This is a genomic window from Magnetospirillum molischianum DSM 120 (assembly GCF_000294655.1).
Lineage (GTDB): Bacteria > Pseudomonadota > Alphaproteobacteria > Rhodospirillales > Magnetospirillaceae > Phaeospirillum > Phaeospirillum molischianum.
Window position 1 is genome coordinate 39,700 of sequence record NZ_CAHP01000032.1, and the last position, 17,752, is coordinate 57,451.

Sequence of the window (17,752 nt, forward strand, 5' to 3'; positions counted from 1 at the left end):
CAGGCTCCCCCCTGCCCCGGACATCCACGTCATGATCGTCAGAGACCGACCCGCTGCCTGGCGTCTGTTCTTCGCCGTGCGCGGCTCCATCCTTCACCGTATCAAATGGGAAGTAACGACCACCGTCTGTATCGCCATCGGCGTCACGATCCTGCATGGACGGGTGTTCGACACCAAGATTACCCTGACACCGATCCCCTTCAGCCTGATTGGTCTGGCTCTGGCGATCTTTCTCGGCTTTCGCAACAGCGCGACCTATGACCGATGGTGGGAAGGGCGCAAGCAATGGGGCGATCTGGTGATCCACGCCCGCTCGCTGGCCCGACTGTCCCTGAACCATATCAGCCCGAATGGCGACGATCTTCCGGCGATTCAGGTGCGCCGGATCATCGCATTCACGCACGCCTTGCGCCACGCCCTGCGCGGCAGCGAAGATTGTGACAGCGCCGCCTTCCTGCCCGAAAACGAACGCCGGGACGTGCTGAACTCGGTCAATCCTCCCAACCGGATTTTACGCGCCTTCAGTGCCGATCTGGCCGCCGCCACCGCCCAGGGACGGGTGACTCCGATGATGGCGGTCAGTATCGAGGAAAATGTCACCGCCCTGGCCGGAGTCCAAGCAGGGTGCGAACGAATCAGCGGCACACCGCTACCATTCTCCTACACCCTGCTGCTGCATCGCACGGCGCATATGTATTGCCTTATGCTGCCGTTCGGTCTGGTCGATACGATCGGCTTTGCCACCCCGGTGGTGGTCGGGCTAATCTCGTATACTTTTTTTGGCCTAGACACGATCGCTGACGAGATCGAAGACCCGTTCGGAATGCTGCCCAACAATCTACCGCTCGACGCGATCAGTCGCCGGATCGAGATCGATCTGCGCGACGCCTTGGGCGAGACCGACCTGCCGGAGATGCTTCAGCCGGTCGAGTCTTGCCTGATGTAGTAGAAATTACAGCCGATCCATCCCCAGCCCGGCGGGATCGATTCCAGGATGACGCCCGGTGATCAGATCGGCCAGCAGGCGACCCGAACCGCAAGCCATCGTCCAGCCCAGAGTACCGTGGCCGGTATTCAGCCACAAATTACGGAACGGAGTTGCACCGATCAGAGGCACTCCGTCCGGTGTGGTCGGACGCAACCCTGTCCACGGTTCGGCGCGGCTGTAATCGCCGCCATCGGGGAACATCTCCTGCGCCCGCGCCTTGATCGCATCTACCCGCGATGGCGTCAGAACCAAGTCGAAGCCGGTCATTTCGGCAGTCCCCGCAACGCGCAGGCGTTCGCCCAAACGGGAATAGACGATTTTGTGTTCGTCGTCGGTGATCGAGACGATGGGAGCGCCGAGATGGTTATCGACCGGGACAGTGAGTGAGTAACCCTTGGCCGGAATGATCGGCAGGTACAGCCCCAACGGCTGAACCAAGGCAGGACTGACGCAGCCGGTCGCCAGGACATAGGCGTCAGCCTGGACGGTCCCGTTCTCCGTGACCAGACCGCCGATACGGTCGCCGTCGCGCACCAATCCCTGCACCGCGACATTCCAGCGGAACCGCGCCCCGCGCGCCGTCGCCAGATCAGCCAGCGCCTGAGTGAAGCGATGGGCATCGCCGCTTTCATCGCCGGGGGTGAAGATACCACCGGCCAGAGCGGGTGCGACTGTGGCAAGGGCCGGTTCGATTCCGACGCACTCGGCCGGATTCTTCACCAATCGCTCCAGCCCGTGATCGAGCATCAGTCCGGCTGTGACGCAGGCATGGGAGAATTCGCGGCCATCCCGATAGATATGGAGGATACCGGCGATTCTCTGGTCATAGGCGATTCCGGTTTCCTCACGGAGATCGCGCAGGCACTGACGCGAAAACATGGCCAGACGGAGGGCGCGCTCAGTATTAATTGCCGCCCGTCGATGGGTGCAATTCGCCAGGAAACGAAGACCCCAAGCCCATAATTCGGGGTCCCAACGCTGCCAGCGCATCAATAGCGGCGCATCCTCACGCCCCAGCCAGCGCAAAATCTTGGGGAGCACTGTCGGGCTGGCCCAAGGATCTGTATGGCAGGGAGAAATCTGACCACCATTGGCGAAGCTGGTTTCAAGTCCGGCAGCCTCACGCCGCTCCAGAACCTCGACCTCGTGCCCCTCTCCGGTCAGATACCAGGCGGTGGTGGTCCCGACCACGCCCGCTCCGATGACGATGATCTTCACCAGCAATCCTCCATGACGAAAAGAAGCATCCAATACAGCATGTAGTTCAGCGGCCCGCCCTTGGCAAATGCAGCATAGCCGCGATAGGCTCGATGCATGGCTCAGGAACTTCTTACCGTCGCCGAAATGGCTCGCGCCGATGCCTTGACCATTGCCTCGGGCTTCGCGGGCGAGCATCTGATGGAAGCCGCCGGTTGGGCGGTGGCGCGACAGGCCACCCGCATATTACCACGCCGCCGGGTCGCTATTTTATGTGGACCCGGCAACAATGGCGGCGATGGATTTGTCGCGGCGCGTCTGCTGGCCCGGCGGGGGTGGCCAGTGCGCGTCGCGCTTTTGGGCGAACGCGGACAATTGCGCGGCGATGCCGCCTTGATGGCGGCGCGTTGGACCGGCCCGGTCGAAACATTGTCGCTCCGCTCCCTCGATGGATGCGGCGGCGTGATCGATGCCCTGTTCGGGGCCGGTCTATCCCGACCGCTTAACGGTATTGCCCGCGACGTAATCGAGGAGATTGGCCGCCGCCGCCTGCCGACGATCGCGATCGATGTTCCCTCGGGCGTGGACGGTGATAGCGGCGAAATCCTTGGCGCAGCGGCGGATTGCCTCGCCACCGTCACCTTTTTCCGCAAGAAGCCGGGACACTGCCTACTGCCGGGCCGCCTCAAATGCGGCGTGATCACCGTGGCCGACATCGGCATCCCGGATTCCGTGCTGACCGAGATCGCACCGAAGACCGCCGAGGCGATGGCAGTTCCTCCCCCCGCCCCCAAGGTGGACGGGCACAAATACCGGCGTGGCCACGTCCTGGTCGTCGCGGGAGGTTCGATGACCGGAGCGGCCCGTCTGGCGGCGCTGGCGGCACGGAGAATCGGAGCCGGGCTGGCGACCATCGCCGCGCCAGCCGAGACGCTGGCCTCGCTACGGGCGACCGAACCGGGCACCTTGATCACTGCGCTGGAACCGTTTGAGCTTCTGCTGTCCGACCCGCGCCGCAACGCGATCGTGATCGGTCCCGGCGCGGGACGAAGCGCGGAAACGGCGGATCGAACGCTGGCCGTTCTCGCCACGGGACGAGCCGCGGTGCTCGACGCCGATTCTCTGACCAGCTTTCGCGATGCCCCCAATCGTCTGTTCGCGGCGCTTTCCCCCCTGGCGGTGCTGACGCCGCACGACGGCGAATATACGTCCCTATTCGGCAGCATTGAGGGAAGCCGACTGGCCCGCGCCCGGATGGCGGCGGCGCGATCTGGCGCGGTCATGCTGCTGAAAGGACCGGACACGGTGATCGCCCACCCCGACGGACGGACGAGAATCGTCACCGACGCGCCCCCCGACCTTGCCACCGCAGGTTCAGGCGATGTCCTTGCCGGAATAATTGGCGGATTACTGGCCCAGGGATTACCTCCGTTCGAAGCGGCGGCAAGCGGTGCTGCACTGCACGGTCGGGCCGGTCGCCTGGCCGGACGGGGGATGATTGCGGAAGATATGATGGAATCGTTACGAATACCCTCATTTTTCGCCTGATACGCTCCGTTCCTCCGCGTATAGTGCCCGCCATTGTGTGACATCAGGTTGAGACCATGAGTGACCCTTCCTTGAAACTTGCGTCCGAATTTCCCGTTCCCGATCGCGCGCAGTGGCTGGCGCTCGTCGATAAGGCGCTGAAGGGCGCCCCCTTTGATAAGAAGCTGCTGACACGGCTTTACGAAGGGATCGTGGTTCAGCCGCTTTACACTCGCACAGATGTGGCGGGTGAAACCGATCCGTCTGGCTTTCCAGGAGCCAGCCCGTTCGCACGAGGCGGCCGCGCCTCGGGTGCCGGAGTCGATGGATGGGAAATCCGGAGCGAGCACAATGCTTCTCTGCCCGCCGACGCCAACACCGCGATCCTCGACGATCTGCTACGCGGAGCCACCGCGATTCATCTCCGCCTCGACAGCGCCGCCCGCAGCGGCCGCACCACCGAGGCCGCCCTGTGGGGTGAAGGCGGCATCGCGATCCACGGGCCAGAGGATCTCGACCGCACGCTGAAGGGCGTTCTGCTCGAATTCGTGCCGTTGTCACTGGAAGCTGGTGCCAGCGCCGAACGCGCCGCCGAGTTGCTTACCGATTTGTGGCGCGCACGAGGCACCACTCCCGATCAGGCCCGTGGGTCGTTCGGACTCGATCCGCTGGGCACCCTGGCCACCGAAGGACGGCTTTCCGCTCCGATCGAGGACAGCCTGACGCGGATGGCTGCGGTCGCCGCTGCCACCGCCCGCGATTGGCCACACGCCACCGCCGTCGGCGTCGATACCGGCGCGTATCACGATGCGGGAGCCACCGCGACCCAGGAACTGGCCGCCGCGATGGCGACCGGCACCGCCTATCTGAAGGCAATGACCGCCGCCGGTCTCGACATCGCCACCGCGCTGGGGCAGATCGTCTTTACCCTGTCGGTCGATTGCGATCAGTTCCTGTCGATTGCCAAGCTGCGCGCGGCGCGGATGATGTGGGCCAGAATCGCCGAAGCCTGCGGCGCACCCGAATCCGCACGCCGGATGCGCCTTCTCGCTCGGACCAGCCGCCGGATGATGTCGCGGCGCGACCCCTGGGTGAACCTGCTGCGGACCACCGTGGCCGGATTCGCCGCCGGTGTCGGCGGTGCCGATAGCGTTGCGGTATTGCCGTTCGACGCCGAACTGGGACCGTCGGACGCTTTCTCCCGCCGCATTGCCCGCAATATCCAGATTCTGCTGAAGGAAGAATCGTCACTGTCCCAAGTGATCGATCCGGCGGGCGGGTCCTGGTATGTCGAGACCCTGACCCGTCAGGTCGCCGAAGCGGCCTGGACCGAGTTCCAGAAGATCGAGAGCGCGGGCGGTATGGCGGCGGCACTGATTGATGGCTCGCTGGCCGAACGGATCGCCCTGTCTTGGGCCGAGCGCGAAAAGAATATCGCCAAGCGCAAGGATTCGCTGACCGGCATCAGCGAATTCCCCAATCTGCACGAACGCCCGGTCGAACGGTCTCGCCCCGATCTGAAGCCGTTGCGGGCCGAAGCCGCCAGCTATCTGGTCGGAGCGGGTAGCCCGGCAGAGCCGGGCGTGAACATCGCTCCCCTGCCCCGCCATCGCCTGGGCGAAGCGTTCGAGGCCTTGCGCGATGCCGCCGAAGCGTTCCGCAACCGCACCGGAAACTGGCCCAGGCTGTTCCTGGCCAATCTCGGTCCGGTTGCCAGCCACACGGCGCGGGCGACCTATGCCAAGAATTATTTCGAGGCGGGCGGTATCGAAACCCTTGGCAATGACGGATTTACCGAGGTCGAAGCCTGCGTTGCCGCCTTCAAGGCCAGCGGTGCCCGCATCGTCGCCCTGTGCGGTAGTGACGGCTTGTACGAAAGCCATGCCGTCGCCTTTGCCCAGGCGTTGAAGCAAGCCGGAACCGATTGTCTGTACCTCGCCGGCAACCCTGGCGAGCGCAAGGCGGACTATACCGGTGCCGGTGTCGATGAATTTATCTTTGTGGGCTGTGACGTGCTGGCCACCCTGCGGACCGCCCACGCCCGTCTCGGAGTCTGTGCGTGATGTCGAGCTTTCCCGATTTCTCCACCCTGCCCCTGAGCGGCGCCGATGCGCAGAGCGATCTCGGCTCGTGGCAGGAGCGTTATGCCGCCGAGACCGGACATGGCGCGGCCTCGTCGCTGTGGCGGACCCCGGAACAGATCGACGTCAAGCCGCTGTTCTCCGGTGCCGACCTGCTGGGTCTCGACCATCTCGACACCCTGCCCGGCCTGCCGCCTTTCCTGCGCGGCCCCTACCCGACGATGTACGTCAACCAGCCCTGGACGGTGCGGCAATATGCCGGCTTCTCTACCGCACAGGAATCCAACGCCTTCTACCGCCGCAATCTGGCGGCGGGTCAGAAGGGTCTGTCGGTCGCGTTCGACCTTGCTACTCATCGTGGCTATGATTCCGATCATCCCCGTGTGCCGGGCGATGTCGGCATGGCCGGGGTGGCGATCGATTCGATCCTCGACATGAAGACGCTGTTCGACGGCATCCCGCTCGACCAGATGAGTGTGTCGATGACGATGAACGGTGCGGTGTTGCCGGTTCTCGCCGGATATATCGTCGCCGCCGAGGAACAGGGCGTCAGCGCGGATAAGCTGTCAGGAACCATTCAGAATGACATTCTGAAGGAGTTCATGGTCCGCAACACCTACATCTATCCGCCCAAGCCCTCGATGCGGATCATTTCGGACATTTTTGCCTATACCGCGCAAAACATGCCGAAATTCAATTCGATCAGCATCTCGGGGTATCACCTCCAGGAAGCCGGAGCCACCGCCGATCTCGAACTGGCCTATACCCTGGCCGATGGCGTTGAATATGCTCGCGCGGGCATTGCTACCGGAATGACGATCGATCAGTTCGCGCCGCGCCTGTCGTTCTTCTGGGCAATCGGCATGAACTTCTTCATGGAAGTCGCCAAGATGCGCGCCGGGCGCATGCTGTGGGCCAAGCTGATCAAGCAGTTCGACCCCAAAAGCGACAAGTCGCTGTCGTTGCGCACCCACTCGCAGACTTCGGGCTGGAGCCTGACCGCGCAGGACGTATTCAACAACGTCCCGCGCACCTGTATCGAAGCGATGGCAGCAACCCAGGGCCATACTCAGTCGCTGCACACCAACGCGCTGGACGAAGCGCTGGCTCTGCCGACTGATTTCTCGGCCCGCATCGCCCGCAATACCCAGTTGTTCCTCCAGCAGGAAAGCGGCACCTGCCGCGTGATCGATCCCTGGGGCGGCAGCTATTATGTCGAGCGGCTGACCCGTGAACTGGCCGAAAGCGCCTGGGCTCACATCCAGGAAGTCGAAGCCACCGGCGGCATGGCCAAGGCAATCGAGACCGGCATTCCCAAGATGCGGATTGAGGAAGCCGCCGCCCGCACCCAGGCCAGAATCGATTCGGGTCGTCAAACGGTGCTGGGCGTCAACAAGTATCAGGTCGAAGACGACCAGCCGATCGACGTCCTGAAGGTTGATAACACCGCCGTCCGAGCCAGCCAGATCGCCCAGCTTCAGAAGCTGCGGGCTGAACGCGATTCGGTTCGCTGCCAGCAGACCCTCGACGCCCTGACCAAAGCGGCGGAAACTGGCGAGGGTAACCTGCTCGCCCTGTCGGTCGATGCGATCAGAGCGCGGGCGACCGTCGGCGAAATCTCGTCGGCGCTTGAAACGGTCTATGGCCGTCACAAGGCGGAAATCCGCACCATTTCCGGCGTCTATGCCGGCGAGATCAACAGCCGGGGGGCCGGTCGCGTGTCGAAAGTTCAGGAACTGGTCCGCCGTTTCCAGGAATTGGACGGCCGCCGTCCCCGCATCATGGTTGCCAAGATGGGCCAGGATGGCCACGACCGGGGCCAGAAGGTGATTGCCACCGCTTTCGCCGATCTTGGTTTTGACGTCGATGTCGGACCTCTGTTCCAGACCCCGGAAGAAGCAGCCCGTCAGGCGGTCGAGAACGATTGCCACATCATCGGAGCCTCGTCGCTGGCCGCCGGTCACCTGACCCTGGTGCCGAAGCTGCGCGAAGAACTCGCCAAATTGGGTGCCGAGGACATGATGATCGTCGTCGGTGGCGTTATCCCGCCCCAGGATTGGGACGAGTTGTATCAAGCTGGTGCCGCCGCGATCTTCCCGCCCGGAACGATCATCAGCGACGCCGCCGAGGATCTGCTCAAGAAGCTGGCCGAGCGTCTGGGCTATCCGTCACTGGCGGCCTAAACACCGTCCAACGTCAAAACCCCCACCGCCTGGGCCAGGCGGTGGGGGTTTTTCTTTGGGGGGGGAGTGGTCAGGGCGGCTTTGGGGGGCTGTGCGCCCCCAATCCCCGTATCAGGAGGCTCCGCCTCCCGAACACCCACCGCTTTCAATAAAACGGGAGGCTTGGAGGCTGTGCCTCCAAATGGGTCCGGGCGATAGCCCGGCCGCGCCAGCGGAATACAAAAACCCGGCCGCGTTAGCGGAACCCGCGCGGCTGCCCGCCCCCCCCACCGACCCTAAACGTCGAGGTCGGTGGCAAAACGAGCGTGTTCCTGGATGAAGCGGAAGCGGAGTTCCGGCTTACGGCCCATCAGGCTTTCGACCAGCCGGGCAACTTCCTTCCCCTCTTCCTTTTCCTCTTCGGTGCGGGACGCGGGGATAGTGACCTGGAGCAGGATGCGCCGGGCCGGGTCCATCGTGGTTTCCTTGAGCTGGGACGGCGGCATTTCGCCCAGACCCTTGAACCGGCTGATCTCGATATTTTTCTTGCCCGCGAAAACTGTCCGCAGCAGTTCTTCCTTATGAGCGTCGTCGCGGGCATAGACGACGGTCTGGCCATGAGCGAGGCGGAACAATGGCGGCATCGCCAGATAGAGATGACCGTCGCGGATCAGATTGGGCAATTCCTGATAGAAAAAGGTCATCAGAAGCGAAGCGATGTGAGCACCGTCAACATCGGCGTCGGTCATGATGATGATTTTTTCGTAGCGCAGCTTCTCGCTGTCATAATGTTCGCGAGTGCCGCAGCCTAGCGCCTCCATCAGATCTTTCAGTTCCTGATTCTGACGCATTTTATCGGACGAGGCCGAGGCGACGTTCAAGATCTTGCCGCGCAGGGGCAGGATCGCCTGGGTCTCACGGTTACGACCTTGCTTGGCCGAGCCACCGGCGGAATCGCCCTCGACCAGAAACAGTTCGGTACCGACATTGACCGAGCGCGAACAGTCGGCCAGCTTGCCGGGCAGACGCAGCCGCTTGGTCGCGGTCTTGCGGTTCATTTCCTTGGCCTGACGACGACGCAGCCGTTCCTCGGCGCGATCGATCAGACGGGACAGCAACGCGGCGGCCGATGCCTTGTCCGCCGACAGCCAATGGTCCAGCCGATCCTTGACCGCATTTTCCACCAACCGCGCCGCCTCGGGACTGACCAGCTTTTCCTTGGTCTGCCCCTGGAATTGCGGATCACGCAAGAACAGGCTGACCATCACGCAAGCGCCAGCCATCACGTCTTCCGCGGTGATCTGCGCCGCTTTCTTATTGCCTGCCAGATCGCCATGCGCACGCAGAGCACGGGTTAGCGCGGTGCGGAACCCGGCTTCGTGGGTGCCACCATCGGGAGTCGGGACAGTGTTACAGTAGGTGTTGACGAAACCATCCTCGTCATCTTCTGGCCACGCCACCGCCCACTCGACCTGTCCCATATCGTCGGCCAGCGGCGCAGTACCGTCGAACAGATCGCGCGTGACCAGCGGCCGCTCTTTCAAAACGGCACGCAGAAAATCGGACAGACCGCCGGGGAAGTGCAAGGTGTCCTTTGCTGGAATCTCGTCGTTCTCGGCGATCAGCAGCGGGTCGCACTTCCAGTGAATTTCGACGCCCCGGAACAAATACGCCTTGGAGCGGGCCAGCCTGTACATTGGACCGGCGCGTAAATGCGCTCGCTCGCCGAAAATCTGCGGATCGGGATGGAACATCACGGCCGTACCGCGCCGGTTTTGAACCGGGCCGACCTTTTGCAGCGGCCCCATCGGCAGACCGCGTGAGAAAGTCTGACTGTACAAGGTGCGATCGCGCGCGACCTCAACCACCAGCTTGTCGGACAAGGCGTTGACCACCGAAACGCCGACGCCGTGCAGACCGCCCGAGACCTTATAGGCATCGCCGCCGAACTTTCCACCCGAATGCAGCGTCGTCAGAATCACTTCCAACGCACTCTTGTCTGGGAATTTAGGGTGAGGGTCGATCGGGATGCCGCGCCCGTTATCACGGATCGTCGCGGTACCGTCTACCGACAATTCCAGCTCGATCCAGCTGGCATGGCCAGCCACCGCCTCGTCCATCGCATTGTCGAGCACTTCGGCGACAAGATGATGAAGAGCGCGATCGTCGGTACCGCCGATATACATACCGGGACGACGGCGAACGGGTTCAAGTCCTTCAAGAACTTCGATGTCCTTGGCGGAATAGTCGGTGCTTTTGGGAGCAAGCTGCTGGAACAGGTCTGACATGGCGGGCATTATAGGGGGGTGGCCGCCGGGTGCAAGCCCATGCTGTGGCGCACCACGCCCCCAATACAAGATATAGACCAAGAGAGAAAAGCTAATGAGCGAGAGCGTTGGAACGTCGGATAGCCCGAATGGACGGCTTTCGATTCGGACCATTGCGATGCCCGCCGATACCAATATGTTCGGGCATGTTTTTGGTGGCTGGCTGCTCAGTCAGATGGATCTGGCCGGAGGCACTCATGCTTATCGTCGTGCCAGCGGACGTTGTGCCACCGTCGCCGTCGAGGGGATGGAGTTTCACCAGCCTGTCTATGTCGGCGACGAACTAAGCTGCTACACCGACATCAAGCACATCGGCCGCACATCGATCGCGATCCGGGTCGAAAGTTGGGTCCGTCGCCATGGCGGAAACGACACCCAGGTCAAGGTCACCAGCGCGATGTTCACCTATGTCGCCGTTGATGATCTTGGCCAGAAGCGCCAGATCCCACGGGAAGAGTAGAACGCTCTTCGGAACTGACAGGTCGCCCCCAAACGACCCGACCCCGGCCGCACAGCGCAAGCGGTCGGGGAATTCGACCGCTCCCCGCGATTTAAAGGGACGCGAGCCAGACCAAATCTCGGCGCACGCATCATTCCGATCAGACCAAAATAACGGGCACGCCGCAATTTGGGTGTTTTCCGATACTGATCATCCGCTTTTATTCTTGCTATTTTTCATCGTCAATCACGACGCCGCGACTTTCATGCGGCATCGCTTTTACTTTTATTCATTTTCCGATGGCAGAGTCACAATGGAGACCGGAGGTCTTCCGGTTGCCGCGCCCCTGCCATTCCTCTGCTTTAAGGAGTGCGCTCCATGTCTACACTTCTGCTGATTATTCTAATTTTGTTCCTGATCGGTGCCCTGCCGAGATGGCCGCATAGTGCGAATTGGGGGTATTACCCGAGCAGCGGTGTCGGAATTATTTTAATCATCGTCATCATCCTGCTGTTCACAGGACGGATCTAGTCATCGCCGACTGAAACGAACAGGACAGGATCAAAACAGATGAAGCGCGCTTTGCACCTGATGGCTCCCCTGCTTCTGTGTGGCCTTGCCGCCTGCACCGGCACGCCGCAGAACGGAATGATCCCGCGCAGCACCTACCAGTTGGAACTCCTGAACCGCACAACACCGACCGGATCGCCCTTTACCCAAGCTCTGACCACCGATTACAGAACCCTGGCTCTGTACGAATGGGGAGAATACGACTGGTTCGCGCAACAGGTCTTCGCCAAGAAAGGGCTTGCCGCCGCCGCTGGAAACGCGGTGCCGCCCGAGCGACTGGAAGATTGGCACGTCTCGGATGCCGATGCCGCCGCCGATCTTCGGGTCGCGCGAGGATATCTTGTCACGCTTCTGGCAGGCGATGCGCCGCGCCTGTTTCCGCAATGGAGTTCAACCGCTCAGACCCAGTTCGATTGCTGGCTGCACGAGCAATACGAGGGATGGGAAACCGAACGTATCCGGGAATGCCGCGATGGATTCAGAGCGACAATCACCCAGATCGCCGCCCGGCAAAGCGCGCGTGCCGCACCTGCGGCAGAGGAATCCAATGATTCCGTGGCACGGAAACAACCGACGTCTTTCATTGTGTTCTTTGATTTCGATAAGTCCGACCTGATGCCAGCCTCGCGACAGGTCATCGCCGCCGCCATCAAAGCGATTACGGCGACCAAGGGATCCAAGGCAAAAATCGTCGGCTACACCGACACATCCGGAACGGATAAATACAACCATTCACTGTCGTTACGCCGCGGTAAATCGGTTGAACAGGAACTGACCTCCAACGGCATTCCAGCCGAGACGATCAGCATCGAAGGCAAGGGAGAGAGCGACCTGCTGCTCGCAACCCCCGATGGTGTGCGGGAACCGCAGAATCGGCGCGCAACGATCCAGTTGATCAAGCCATAACGATCCCACCGCCGCTGTTTGGCGACGGCATAAAAGGAAAAAAGCGATGAACCGGATACTTTTCGCCGTTGCGGTGATTCTGGCCACCTCCACCCTGTCGGCCTGCGGATCGAGCACCGGAGACCGCGCCCTGAGCGGTGGCGGAATCGGCGCCGGTGTCGGCGCACTGGGCGGATTTTTGGTCGGCGCCCCGCTCGAAGGCGCACTGATCGGTGGAGCGGTTGGCGCAGGTGCCGGTGCCCTCACCAACAAAAACCAAGTCAATCTCGGCCGTCCGGTTTGGCGTTAGATCTGTCTAACCGTCAGAGCAGAGGAAAACGCAATGTATCCGTCCAAAAAATCGGGACCGTTGGTGGTGGCGTTGATTGCCATTGCCGCCCTTTCGACCGCTCCAGGCTGCACCGAACCGGAAGACGGATCGCCCCGTCGGCACACTGGATCGACGCCAAGTCCCGAACTAGCCGGGGCTTGGTACCAGATCTTTTTCGACAGCAATAAGACAGAGATCGACGAACGGGGGCGGATGATCGTCCAAAACGTCGCCTATGTCGTTGCGCACGACGACACAACGCGGGTAACGGTGATCGGCAAGACCGACCGAATCGGAAGTGCCTCGTCCAACCTGTCTCTATCCGAAAAGCGCGCCGATCAGGTGCGCAACGCGCTGGTCGCCGCCGGTGTCCCGTCCGCACGAATCGATACCAGTTGGACGGGAGAGAAAGGTCAGGGTGTTGAAACACCCAGCAGCGCGGCAGAACATCACGACCGGGCTGTCGATATAACAGTTGTAAAACAACCTCATCGTCAATAGCCACAAGCAACAACAATATTTGTGGATAATTGACGCTGCTGGATCGTGACGAAGCGGACTCGACCCTGCTGTTGATGCGGCGCAGGGAACCCTGACCGTTGAGGTTACCCTTGGCCCGTCACCTGGATGATCCGACTGACAAACAAAAGCTGCATCGGCTCGCGGAACGGGTGCTGAAGAAAAGGCCCGTCGCTCACAACCTATCTGCGGATGATCCACAGCGTCTTATCCACGAACTTCGAGTCCATCAAGTCGAACTGGAGATGCAGAACGAAGCTCTGATCGAGATGCGCGCCGCCACCGAAGAAGCCCTGGAACGCTATACCGCGCTCTACGATTTTGCTCCGGTCGGTTATGTGACGCTGAACCGGACGGGGATGATCGAGCGTGCCAATCACGTTGCCCTAACCCTGCTGGACATACCACAGCACCAGATCGGCCAAAAACGACTGGAGGCGTTCATCTCCGATTCGTCACAGTCCGATCTCGCTCATTTTCTTCGCTCTCTCCCCGACAACAGCGGGATCGAACGGTGCGAGGTCGCGTTAAAGCCGACCTCAGCGAACCTGGGCGCATCCATCATTCTGGAAGGTCGCTGCGGCCAGCCCGGACACGGAGACAATATAGCGCTGATCGACATCACGAAGTGGCGGAAAGCAGAACAACTTCTGAGTCAACGCAGCCTTGAACTCCAGCAGATGAATCAAGCGCTTTCAATCTCTGTTTCGGATCTGATCGAAGCCCGCAAATCAATGGAAATAATGGCGATGCACGACCAATTGACCGGGCTGGCCAATCGACACAAATTTCTTCAAACTTATGCCGTCGAAGTCGAACGCCATAATCGCACACTGCGCCCGCTGTCTCTGCTCGTGATCGATATCGATTACTTCAAAAACGTCAATGACCGCCTGGGGCATCTGGCAGGAGACACATGCCTTCGTGCCTTGGCCACCCTGATGGAGCGCAATGTGCGCACCGCCGATTTGGTCGGACGGTTCGGTGGAGAGGAATTCGTCATCCTACTACCGGATTCCGATGCCGAAGGTGCCGTGGCGGCGGCGGAGAATCTCCGCGACGAAATCAAAAGCACTAAGCTCGACGTTGGAAATGAAGGACTGTACCTGACCGTCAGCATCGGCACTGCAACCTTGGAAGCAGGGCAACCCGTCGATTTCGATCGACTGATGAGGAGAGCCGACCGGGCGCTGTACCGAGCCAAAGCCGCCGGACGGAACATGGTAACGATGTCAACCGAAGCAGACGACACCAACGCCCCGCTTCCATTTACACCACCATCCAAATAAAACACCAATCAATTAAAAACAATTATTTACAGAAGAATAAGACATAAATGAAGAATTAAACAAATAAAAATAAAATTCAGGGCCAATAATGAGATTCCACAGGACGCTCACTCAAATAAAATCTGGTGAAACTGGTGAGGTGGAGTCTTCCGCAGCCTGAGACGGTGCGGCCGGGGTGAGCAGGATGCCGCGACTCACCATTTCCTGGATGAATTTTTCCTGGGTGAGCGCGCTGCGCATGAATCCGCCCAAAGGCATATACAAAGCATATCTTACTTTGATGCTCGCCCCCTGCCCATCCCCACCCCCTTCTATCGAATCGAGGGAGGGAGAGAGCGTGACGAGTTCGATGCGGATCATCCCATCGATGAAGTCGATCCGGCTAATGGTGTTGGCAAAAATATCCTTCATTTTCAGCAGCCTACTCATGTTGAGTCAAACCAATAAGGCGAGAAAGGCGCGGCTTTAGAATAAAAAACGAATAAAAATGTATATAAAAATTATATGACGAAATAATTTGATAACTAATTATACGTTTATAATTATAGATAACCCCAATTAATAATATAGCTATTAACAGTAAAGACGAGAGAGTCGGAAAACACTCATCAAAAAACTAAAAAATATCGGTCTAAAATAGGCTTTTTAAATTTAGGTAGAATCCGAATCTCTCAGATCCGTCACAATCTGTTGTAGAGTTAAATCGTTAAGTTACATCAACGACCATCATCATGGTCTTGATATGAACAAGGTTATGTGTCATTCGTATGATTTGGGCTGCTGCGCCGAACCAAACACGGAAGCAGCGCAGGCGAAACGCAGCAGGATGGCTTCACATTGGCTGACCTTGCATCGTGGTTTCGCCCCCCCAGACAGATGAACATTGGCGGGAAGGGTTTTCGTACAATGAAGAACATCGTTATGGTCGAACAGGATACGGAATATTGTGGCGACGTTATCCGTTACCTGTCCCTGTTCGGAATGTCGGTTCGTCGGGTTGCGCCAGGAACCGAGATGGAGGAGTTTATCTCCCCCCGCTTTTCGGGAGTCGTCATCCTCAACAATGATATTTCCGGCGACGGCGCCTATTCGCTGGTCACTCAATTACGGCGGAACCGCTCGGTTCGAATCGTGATGCTCTCGGCTCACGACAATCTCGACGACAAAGTTCTGGCCCTCAGCGTCGGAGCCGATGCCTATCTGGTGATGCCGGTCTCGATGCGCGAACTTGAAGCGGTAATCCGCAGCCTGCTCAGTCGGTTGGACGAAGACCCCAGCAACGCCCCCAGACAGGCCGCCCGCACTCCCGACGGGCCATGGGTGTTCGACGCGCTGAACTGGCTGCTGATCGCGCCGAACGGTCTTCCGGCCTCTTTGACCAACGCCGAATATCAGGTTCTACGCAGTCTGACCGAAAAAGCAGGACAGACCGTGATGCGTGATCGCATTGCCGCCGCCTTGGGTAAGGAAGTCGGCGGATATGACGACCGCAGCATCGACGCAGTGATGACGCGCCTGCGCCGCAAGGTCAATTCGATCACAGGGGAAAGTCTTCCCGTTCGCTCGGTTCGGTCGGCGGGCTATGTCTTTGCCGCGACGGTCGATATTCACCCGACATCGGACCAAAACGAGATGACAACGTCGCGAATGATGTCGCATCGAAACGGATCTTCGGCTGATGCATTAAACTGAGCCACCCGCCCGTTAATGGCGCGTCTTATCCCGCGACCAGCCGGACCCAGATCTCTGCGGCAACATTGCTGCCGATCGCCAGTCGGCGTTCGTCGAGACCGATCAGGGTTGCTCCGCCGGGCAGCAGACTAAGCACGACACAGAGTCTGCCCGGCGTAAATCCGGCGGCGGCCAGTTCCTCGATTTCTTTTCCGCCGCCTCTCAAAGCAACGACCCGCAACACGTTTCCAATCTTCGCCTGCGCCAAAGGCATGGCCCGAACGGTCTGATTGCTACGACGGGATTGGATCAGGTCAGGTGTCAGAGACGTCATGGCTTAATCCGAACTGTTGATCTGAAAACCATGCTTTCCCGCCCGCTTCACCGCATACATCGCGGTATCGGCACGCTTCAGAAGATCGGCGGCCTCGGAGCCATCGCCTCCCAGAGCGATGCCAATGCTGGCGGAGACCTTGAGCGGGCCGCCGTCAAACGCCATTGGCCGGGACAATTGCTCCACCAGATGGGCGGCAACCCGCCGGGCTACCCCGTCGCTTTCGACCGGAGCCAGTACGATGACGAATTCATCGCCGCCAAGGCGGGCCACCATGTCGTCAACCCGGACTGCCGCCGCCATCCGCCGCGCCATTTCACACAGCAACGCATCGCCAGCATCGTGGCCGCGCGTGTCGTTGACAGCCTTGAACCCGTCAAGGTCGATCAACAGCACGGCAACCCGATGCCCTTCGCCCCGCTCCTGCGTTAGAATCGCCTGTAACGTCTCTTCGAACATTCGCCGATTGGGCAAGCCGGTCAGGGGATCGTGCTTCGCCTCGCGCAGGATTCTTTCCTCGTGGCGCTTGCGTTCGGTGATGTCGAAATAAAAGCCGACCAGAAATCCACCTCCGCCAGCCTCGGCGACGACACGGGTGATACTGAGCCACACAGCATAAGGCGTGCCGTCCTTATGACGGTTCCACACTTCGCCACACCAGATGCCCTCGCGGTCGAGGGCGCGACGGATCGCAGCGTGAAAGGCAGAATCGTGATGGCTGGAACGCAGTACAGACACCGGGCGGCCGATGATATCCGCGGCCTCGTATCCCGACAGACGGGAAAAGGCCGGATTAACAATGATAATCGTCCCGGACAGGTCAGCCACGATGATCGCCTGGGGCGACCACTCCACCACCGCCGCCGCCAGCTTGCGGCTTTCCTCGGCATGACGACGTTCGCGGATATCGCGGAACACCACCACAGATCCAGTCACCCGGCGCGCTTCGACAATCGGCGCGGCGACGATCTCGATCGGAATCGACAGCCCGTCGCGTCCCCGCAGAACCGCCTCGACCCGCTCGCGGGCAACGACGCGTCCTTGTTGTGGCAACAGAGACACGAAAGGAAAAACCGCTTCACCGGCAAGCCCAAGGGTCTCGCGCTCGCTCCAACCGCTCAGATGCTCGGCGGCACGATTGACGAAGGTAATCCGGCCTTCCTGATCAAGGCTAAGAATACCGTCGGCAACCGAGTCGAACACCGCCTTATTCAGCGCGGCGACCAGATTCGTTTCCTCGGACCGCGAATGGTTTCCAGACCCGCCGAACACGGCCGCTTTCCATCTTCGTATTCCACTCAAAACCATGACCGCCGGTTTGACGCCATCCCCCACCGCTTCCTCACTCCCGGACAGGATTGCGGCGACTTAAGAACCGACCTCGCCGCAATTTGCGAGTGATTCGCATCTGACATCGATGGAGTCAACGCCT

The 17,752-nt window shown here is 60.3% G+C and carries 16 protein-coding genes; 11 read left to right on the top strand and 5 right to left on the bottom strand.

Annotated features, from left to right (window positions below; all coding sequences use genetic code 11):
• Positions 1-31: 31 nt before the first annotated feature.
• The gene (locus tag PHAMO_RS13325; RefSeq protein WP_002730063.1) at positions 32-946 is read left to right on the top strand and encodes a bestrophin family protein; all 915 of its coding nucleotides are present in this window, start codon (positions 32-34) and stop codon (positions 944-946) included.
• A 6-nt stretch (positions 947-952) separates the two neighbouring features.
• Here PHAMO_RS13325 and PHAMO_RS13330 read toward each other — a convergent pair whose 3' ends face one another.
• Positions 953-2,206, bottom strand: coding sequence for a D-amino acid dehydrogenase (locus PHAMO_RS13330; RefSeq protein WP_002730065.1), 1,254 nt, complete (start codon positions 2,204-2,206; stop codon positions 953-955).
• Between the two features lie 96 nt (positions 2,207-2,302).
• On the opposite strand from PHAMO_RS13330, the gene PHAMO_RS13335 reads away from it, so the two are divergent.
• The 3 genes from PHAMO_RS13335 to scpA are packed head-to-tail and all read left to right on the top strand — an operon-like array spanning position 2,303 to position 7,976.
• Positions 2,303-3,733: a bifunctional ADP-dependent NAD(P)H-hydrate dehydratase/NAD(P)H-hydrate epimerase gene (locus PHAMO_RS13335; RefSeq protein WP_002730067.1), complete on the top strand. Its 1,431-nt coding sequence runs from the start codon at positions 2,303-2,305 to the stop codon at positions 3,731-3,733.
• 56 nt (positions 3,734-3,789) lie between these two features.
• A complete protein-coding gene (locus tag PHAMO_RS13340; protein WP_002730068.1) occupies positions 3,790-5,775 on the top strand; it encodes a methylmalonyl-CoA mutase family protein in 1,986 nt (661 codons plus the stop codon).
• Complete coding sequence (gene scpA / locus PHAMO_RS13345) at positions 5,775-7,976, top strand: methylmalonyl-CoA mutase (RefSeq protein ID WP_040567226.1); 2,202 nt, start codon at positions 5,775-5,777, stop codon at positions 7,974-7,976. Before PHAMO_RS13340 ends, scpA begins: the two co-directional genes overlap by 1 nt.
• Before the next feature lie 275 nt (positions 7,977-8,251).
• Here scpA and parE read toward each other — a convergent pair whose 3' ends face one another.
• Positions 8,252-10,243 carry a DNA topoisomerase IV subunit B gene (gene parE, locus PHAMO_RS13350; RefSeq protein WP_193372223.1) on the bottom strand — a complete coding sequence of 664 codons (1,992 nt, stop codon included), beginning with the start codon at positions 10,241-10,243 and terminating at the stop codon, positions 8,252-8,254.
• 94 nt (positions 10,244-10,337) lie between these two features.
• Here parE and PHAMO_RS13355 point away from each other — a divergent pair, with 94 nt between their 5' ends.
• The 6 genes from PHAMO_RS13355 to PHAMO_RS18620 all read left to right on the top strand — a co-directional run bounded on the left by PHAMO_RS13355 (position 10,338) and on the right by PHAMO_RS18620 (position 14,315).
• A complete protein-coding gene (locus PHAMO_RS13355; RefSeq protein ID WP_002730073.1) occupies positions 10,338-10,742 on the top strand; it encodes an acyl-CoA thioesterase in 405 nt (134 codons plus the stop codon).
• A gap of 357 nt (positions 10,743-11,099) precedes the next feature.
• Positions 11,100-11,252, top strand: coding sequence for a DUF3309 family protein (locus tag PHAMO_RS19080; RefSeq protein WP_040567227.1), 153 nt, complete (start codon positions 11,100-11,102; stop codon positions 11,250-11,252).
• A 39-nt stretch (positions 11,253-11,291) separates the two neighbouring features.
• Complete coding sequence (locus PHAMO_RS18610) at positions 11,292-12,197, top strand: OmpA family protein (protein WP_002730075.1); 906 nt, start codon at positions 11,292-11,294, stop codon at positions 12,195-12,197.
• 46 nt (positions 12,198-12,243) lie between these two features.
• On the top strand, positions 12,244-12,486 hold the full coding sequence (locus tag PHAMO_RS13370) for a YMGG-like glycine zipper-containing protein (RefSeq protein ID WP_002730077.1): 243 nt from the start codon (positions 12,244-12,246) through the stop codon (positions 12,484-12,486).
• Between the two features lie 33 nt (positions 12,487-12,519).
• Positions 12,520-13,008 carry an OmpA family protein gene (locus PHAMO_RS18615; protein ID WP_002730078.1) on the top strand — a complete coding sequence of 163 codons (489 nt, stop codon included), beginning with the start codon at positions 12,520-12,522 and terminating at the stop codon, positions 13,006-13,008.
• Positions 13,009-13,271: 263 nt separating this feature from the next.
• The gene (locus PHAMO_RS18620) at positions 13,272-14,315 is read left to right on the top strand and encodes a sensor domain-containing diguanylate cyclase (RefSeq protein WP_155801802.1); all 1,044 of its coding nucleotides are present in this window, start codon (positions 13,272-13,274) and stop codon (positions 14,313-14,315) included.
• A 111-nt stretch (positions 14,316-14,426) separates the two neighbouring features.
• Here PHAMO_RS18620 and PHAMO_RS13385 read toward each other — a convergent pair whose 3' ends face one another.
• Positions 14,427-14,744 (bottom strand): hypothetical protein, encoded by a 318-nt coding sequence (locus PHAMO_RS13385; protein WP_155801803.1) that lies wholly within the window; start codon positions 14,742-14,744, stop codon positions 14,427-14,429.
• A 477-nt stretch (positions 14,745-15,221) separates the two neighbouring features.
• On the opposite strand from PHAMO_RS13385, the gene PHAMO_RS13390 reads away from it, so the two are divergent.
• Entirely contained in the window at positions 15,222-16,007 is a 786-nt protein-coding gene (locus PHAMO_RS13390) for a response regulator transcription factor (protein WP_002730083.1), read from the top strand.
• A 25-nt stretch (positions 16,008-16,032) separates the two neighbouring features.
• Here the strand turns inward: PHAMO_RS13390 and PHAMO_RS13395 are convergent, their stop codons facing one another.
• Both PHAMO_RS13395 and PHAMO_RS13400 read right to left on the bottom strand, forming a co-directional pair.
• Positions 16,033-16,320: a FeoA family protein gene (locus PHAMO_RS13395; protein ID WP_002730084.1), complete on the bottom strand. Its 288-nt coding sequence runs from the start codon at positions 16,318-16,320 to the stop codon at positions 16,033-16,035.
• Between the two features lie 3 nt (positions 16,321-16,323).
• The gene (locus tag PHAMO_RS13400; RefSeq protein WP_002730085.1) at positions 16,324-17,592 is read right to left on the bottom strand and encodes a diguanylate cyclase domain-containing protein; all 1,269 of its coding nucleotides are present in this window, start codon (positions 17,590-17,592) and stop codon (positions 16,324-16,326) included.
• Positions 17,593-17,752: the final 160 nt, after the last annotated feature.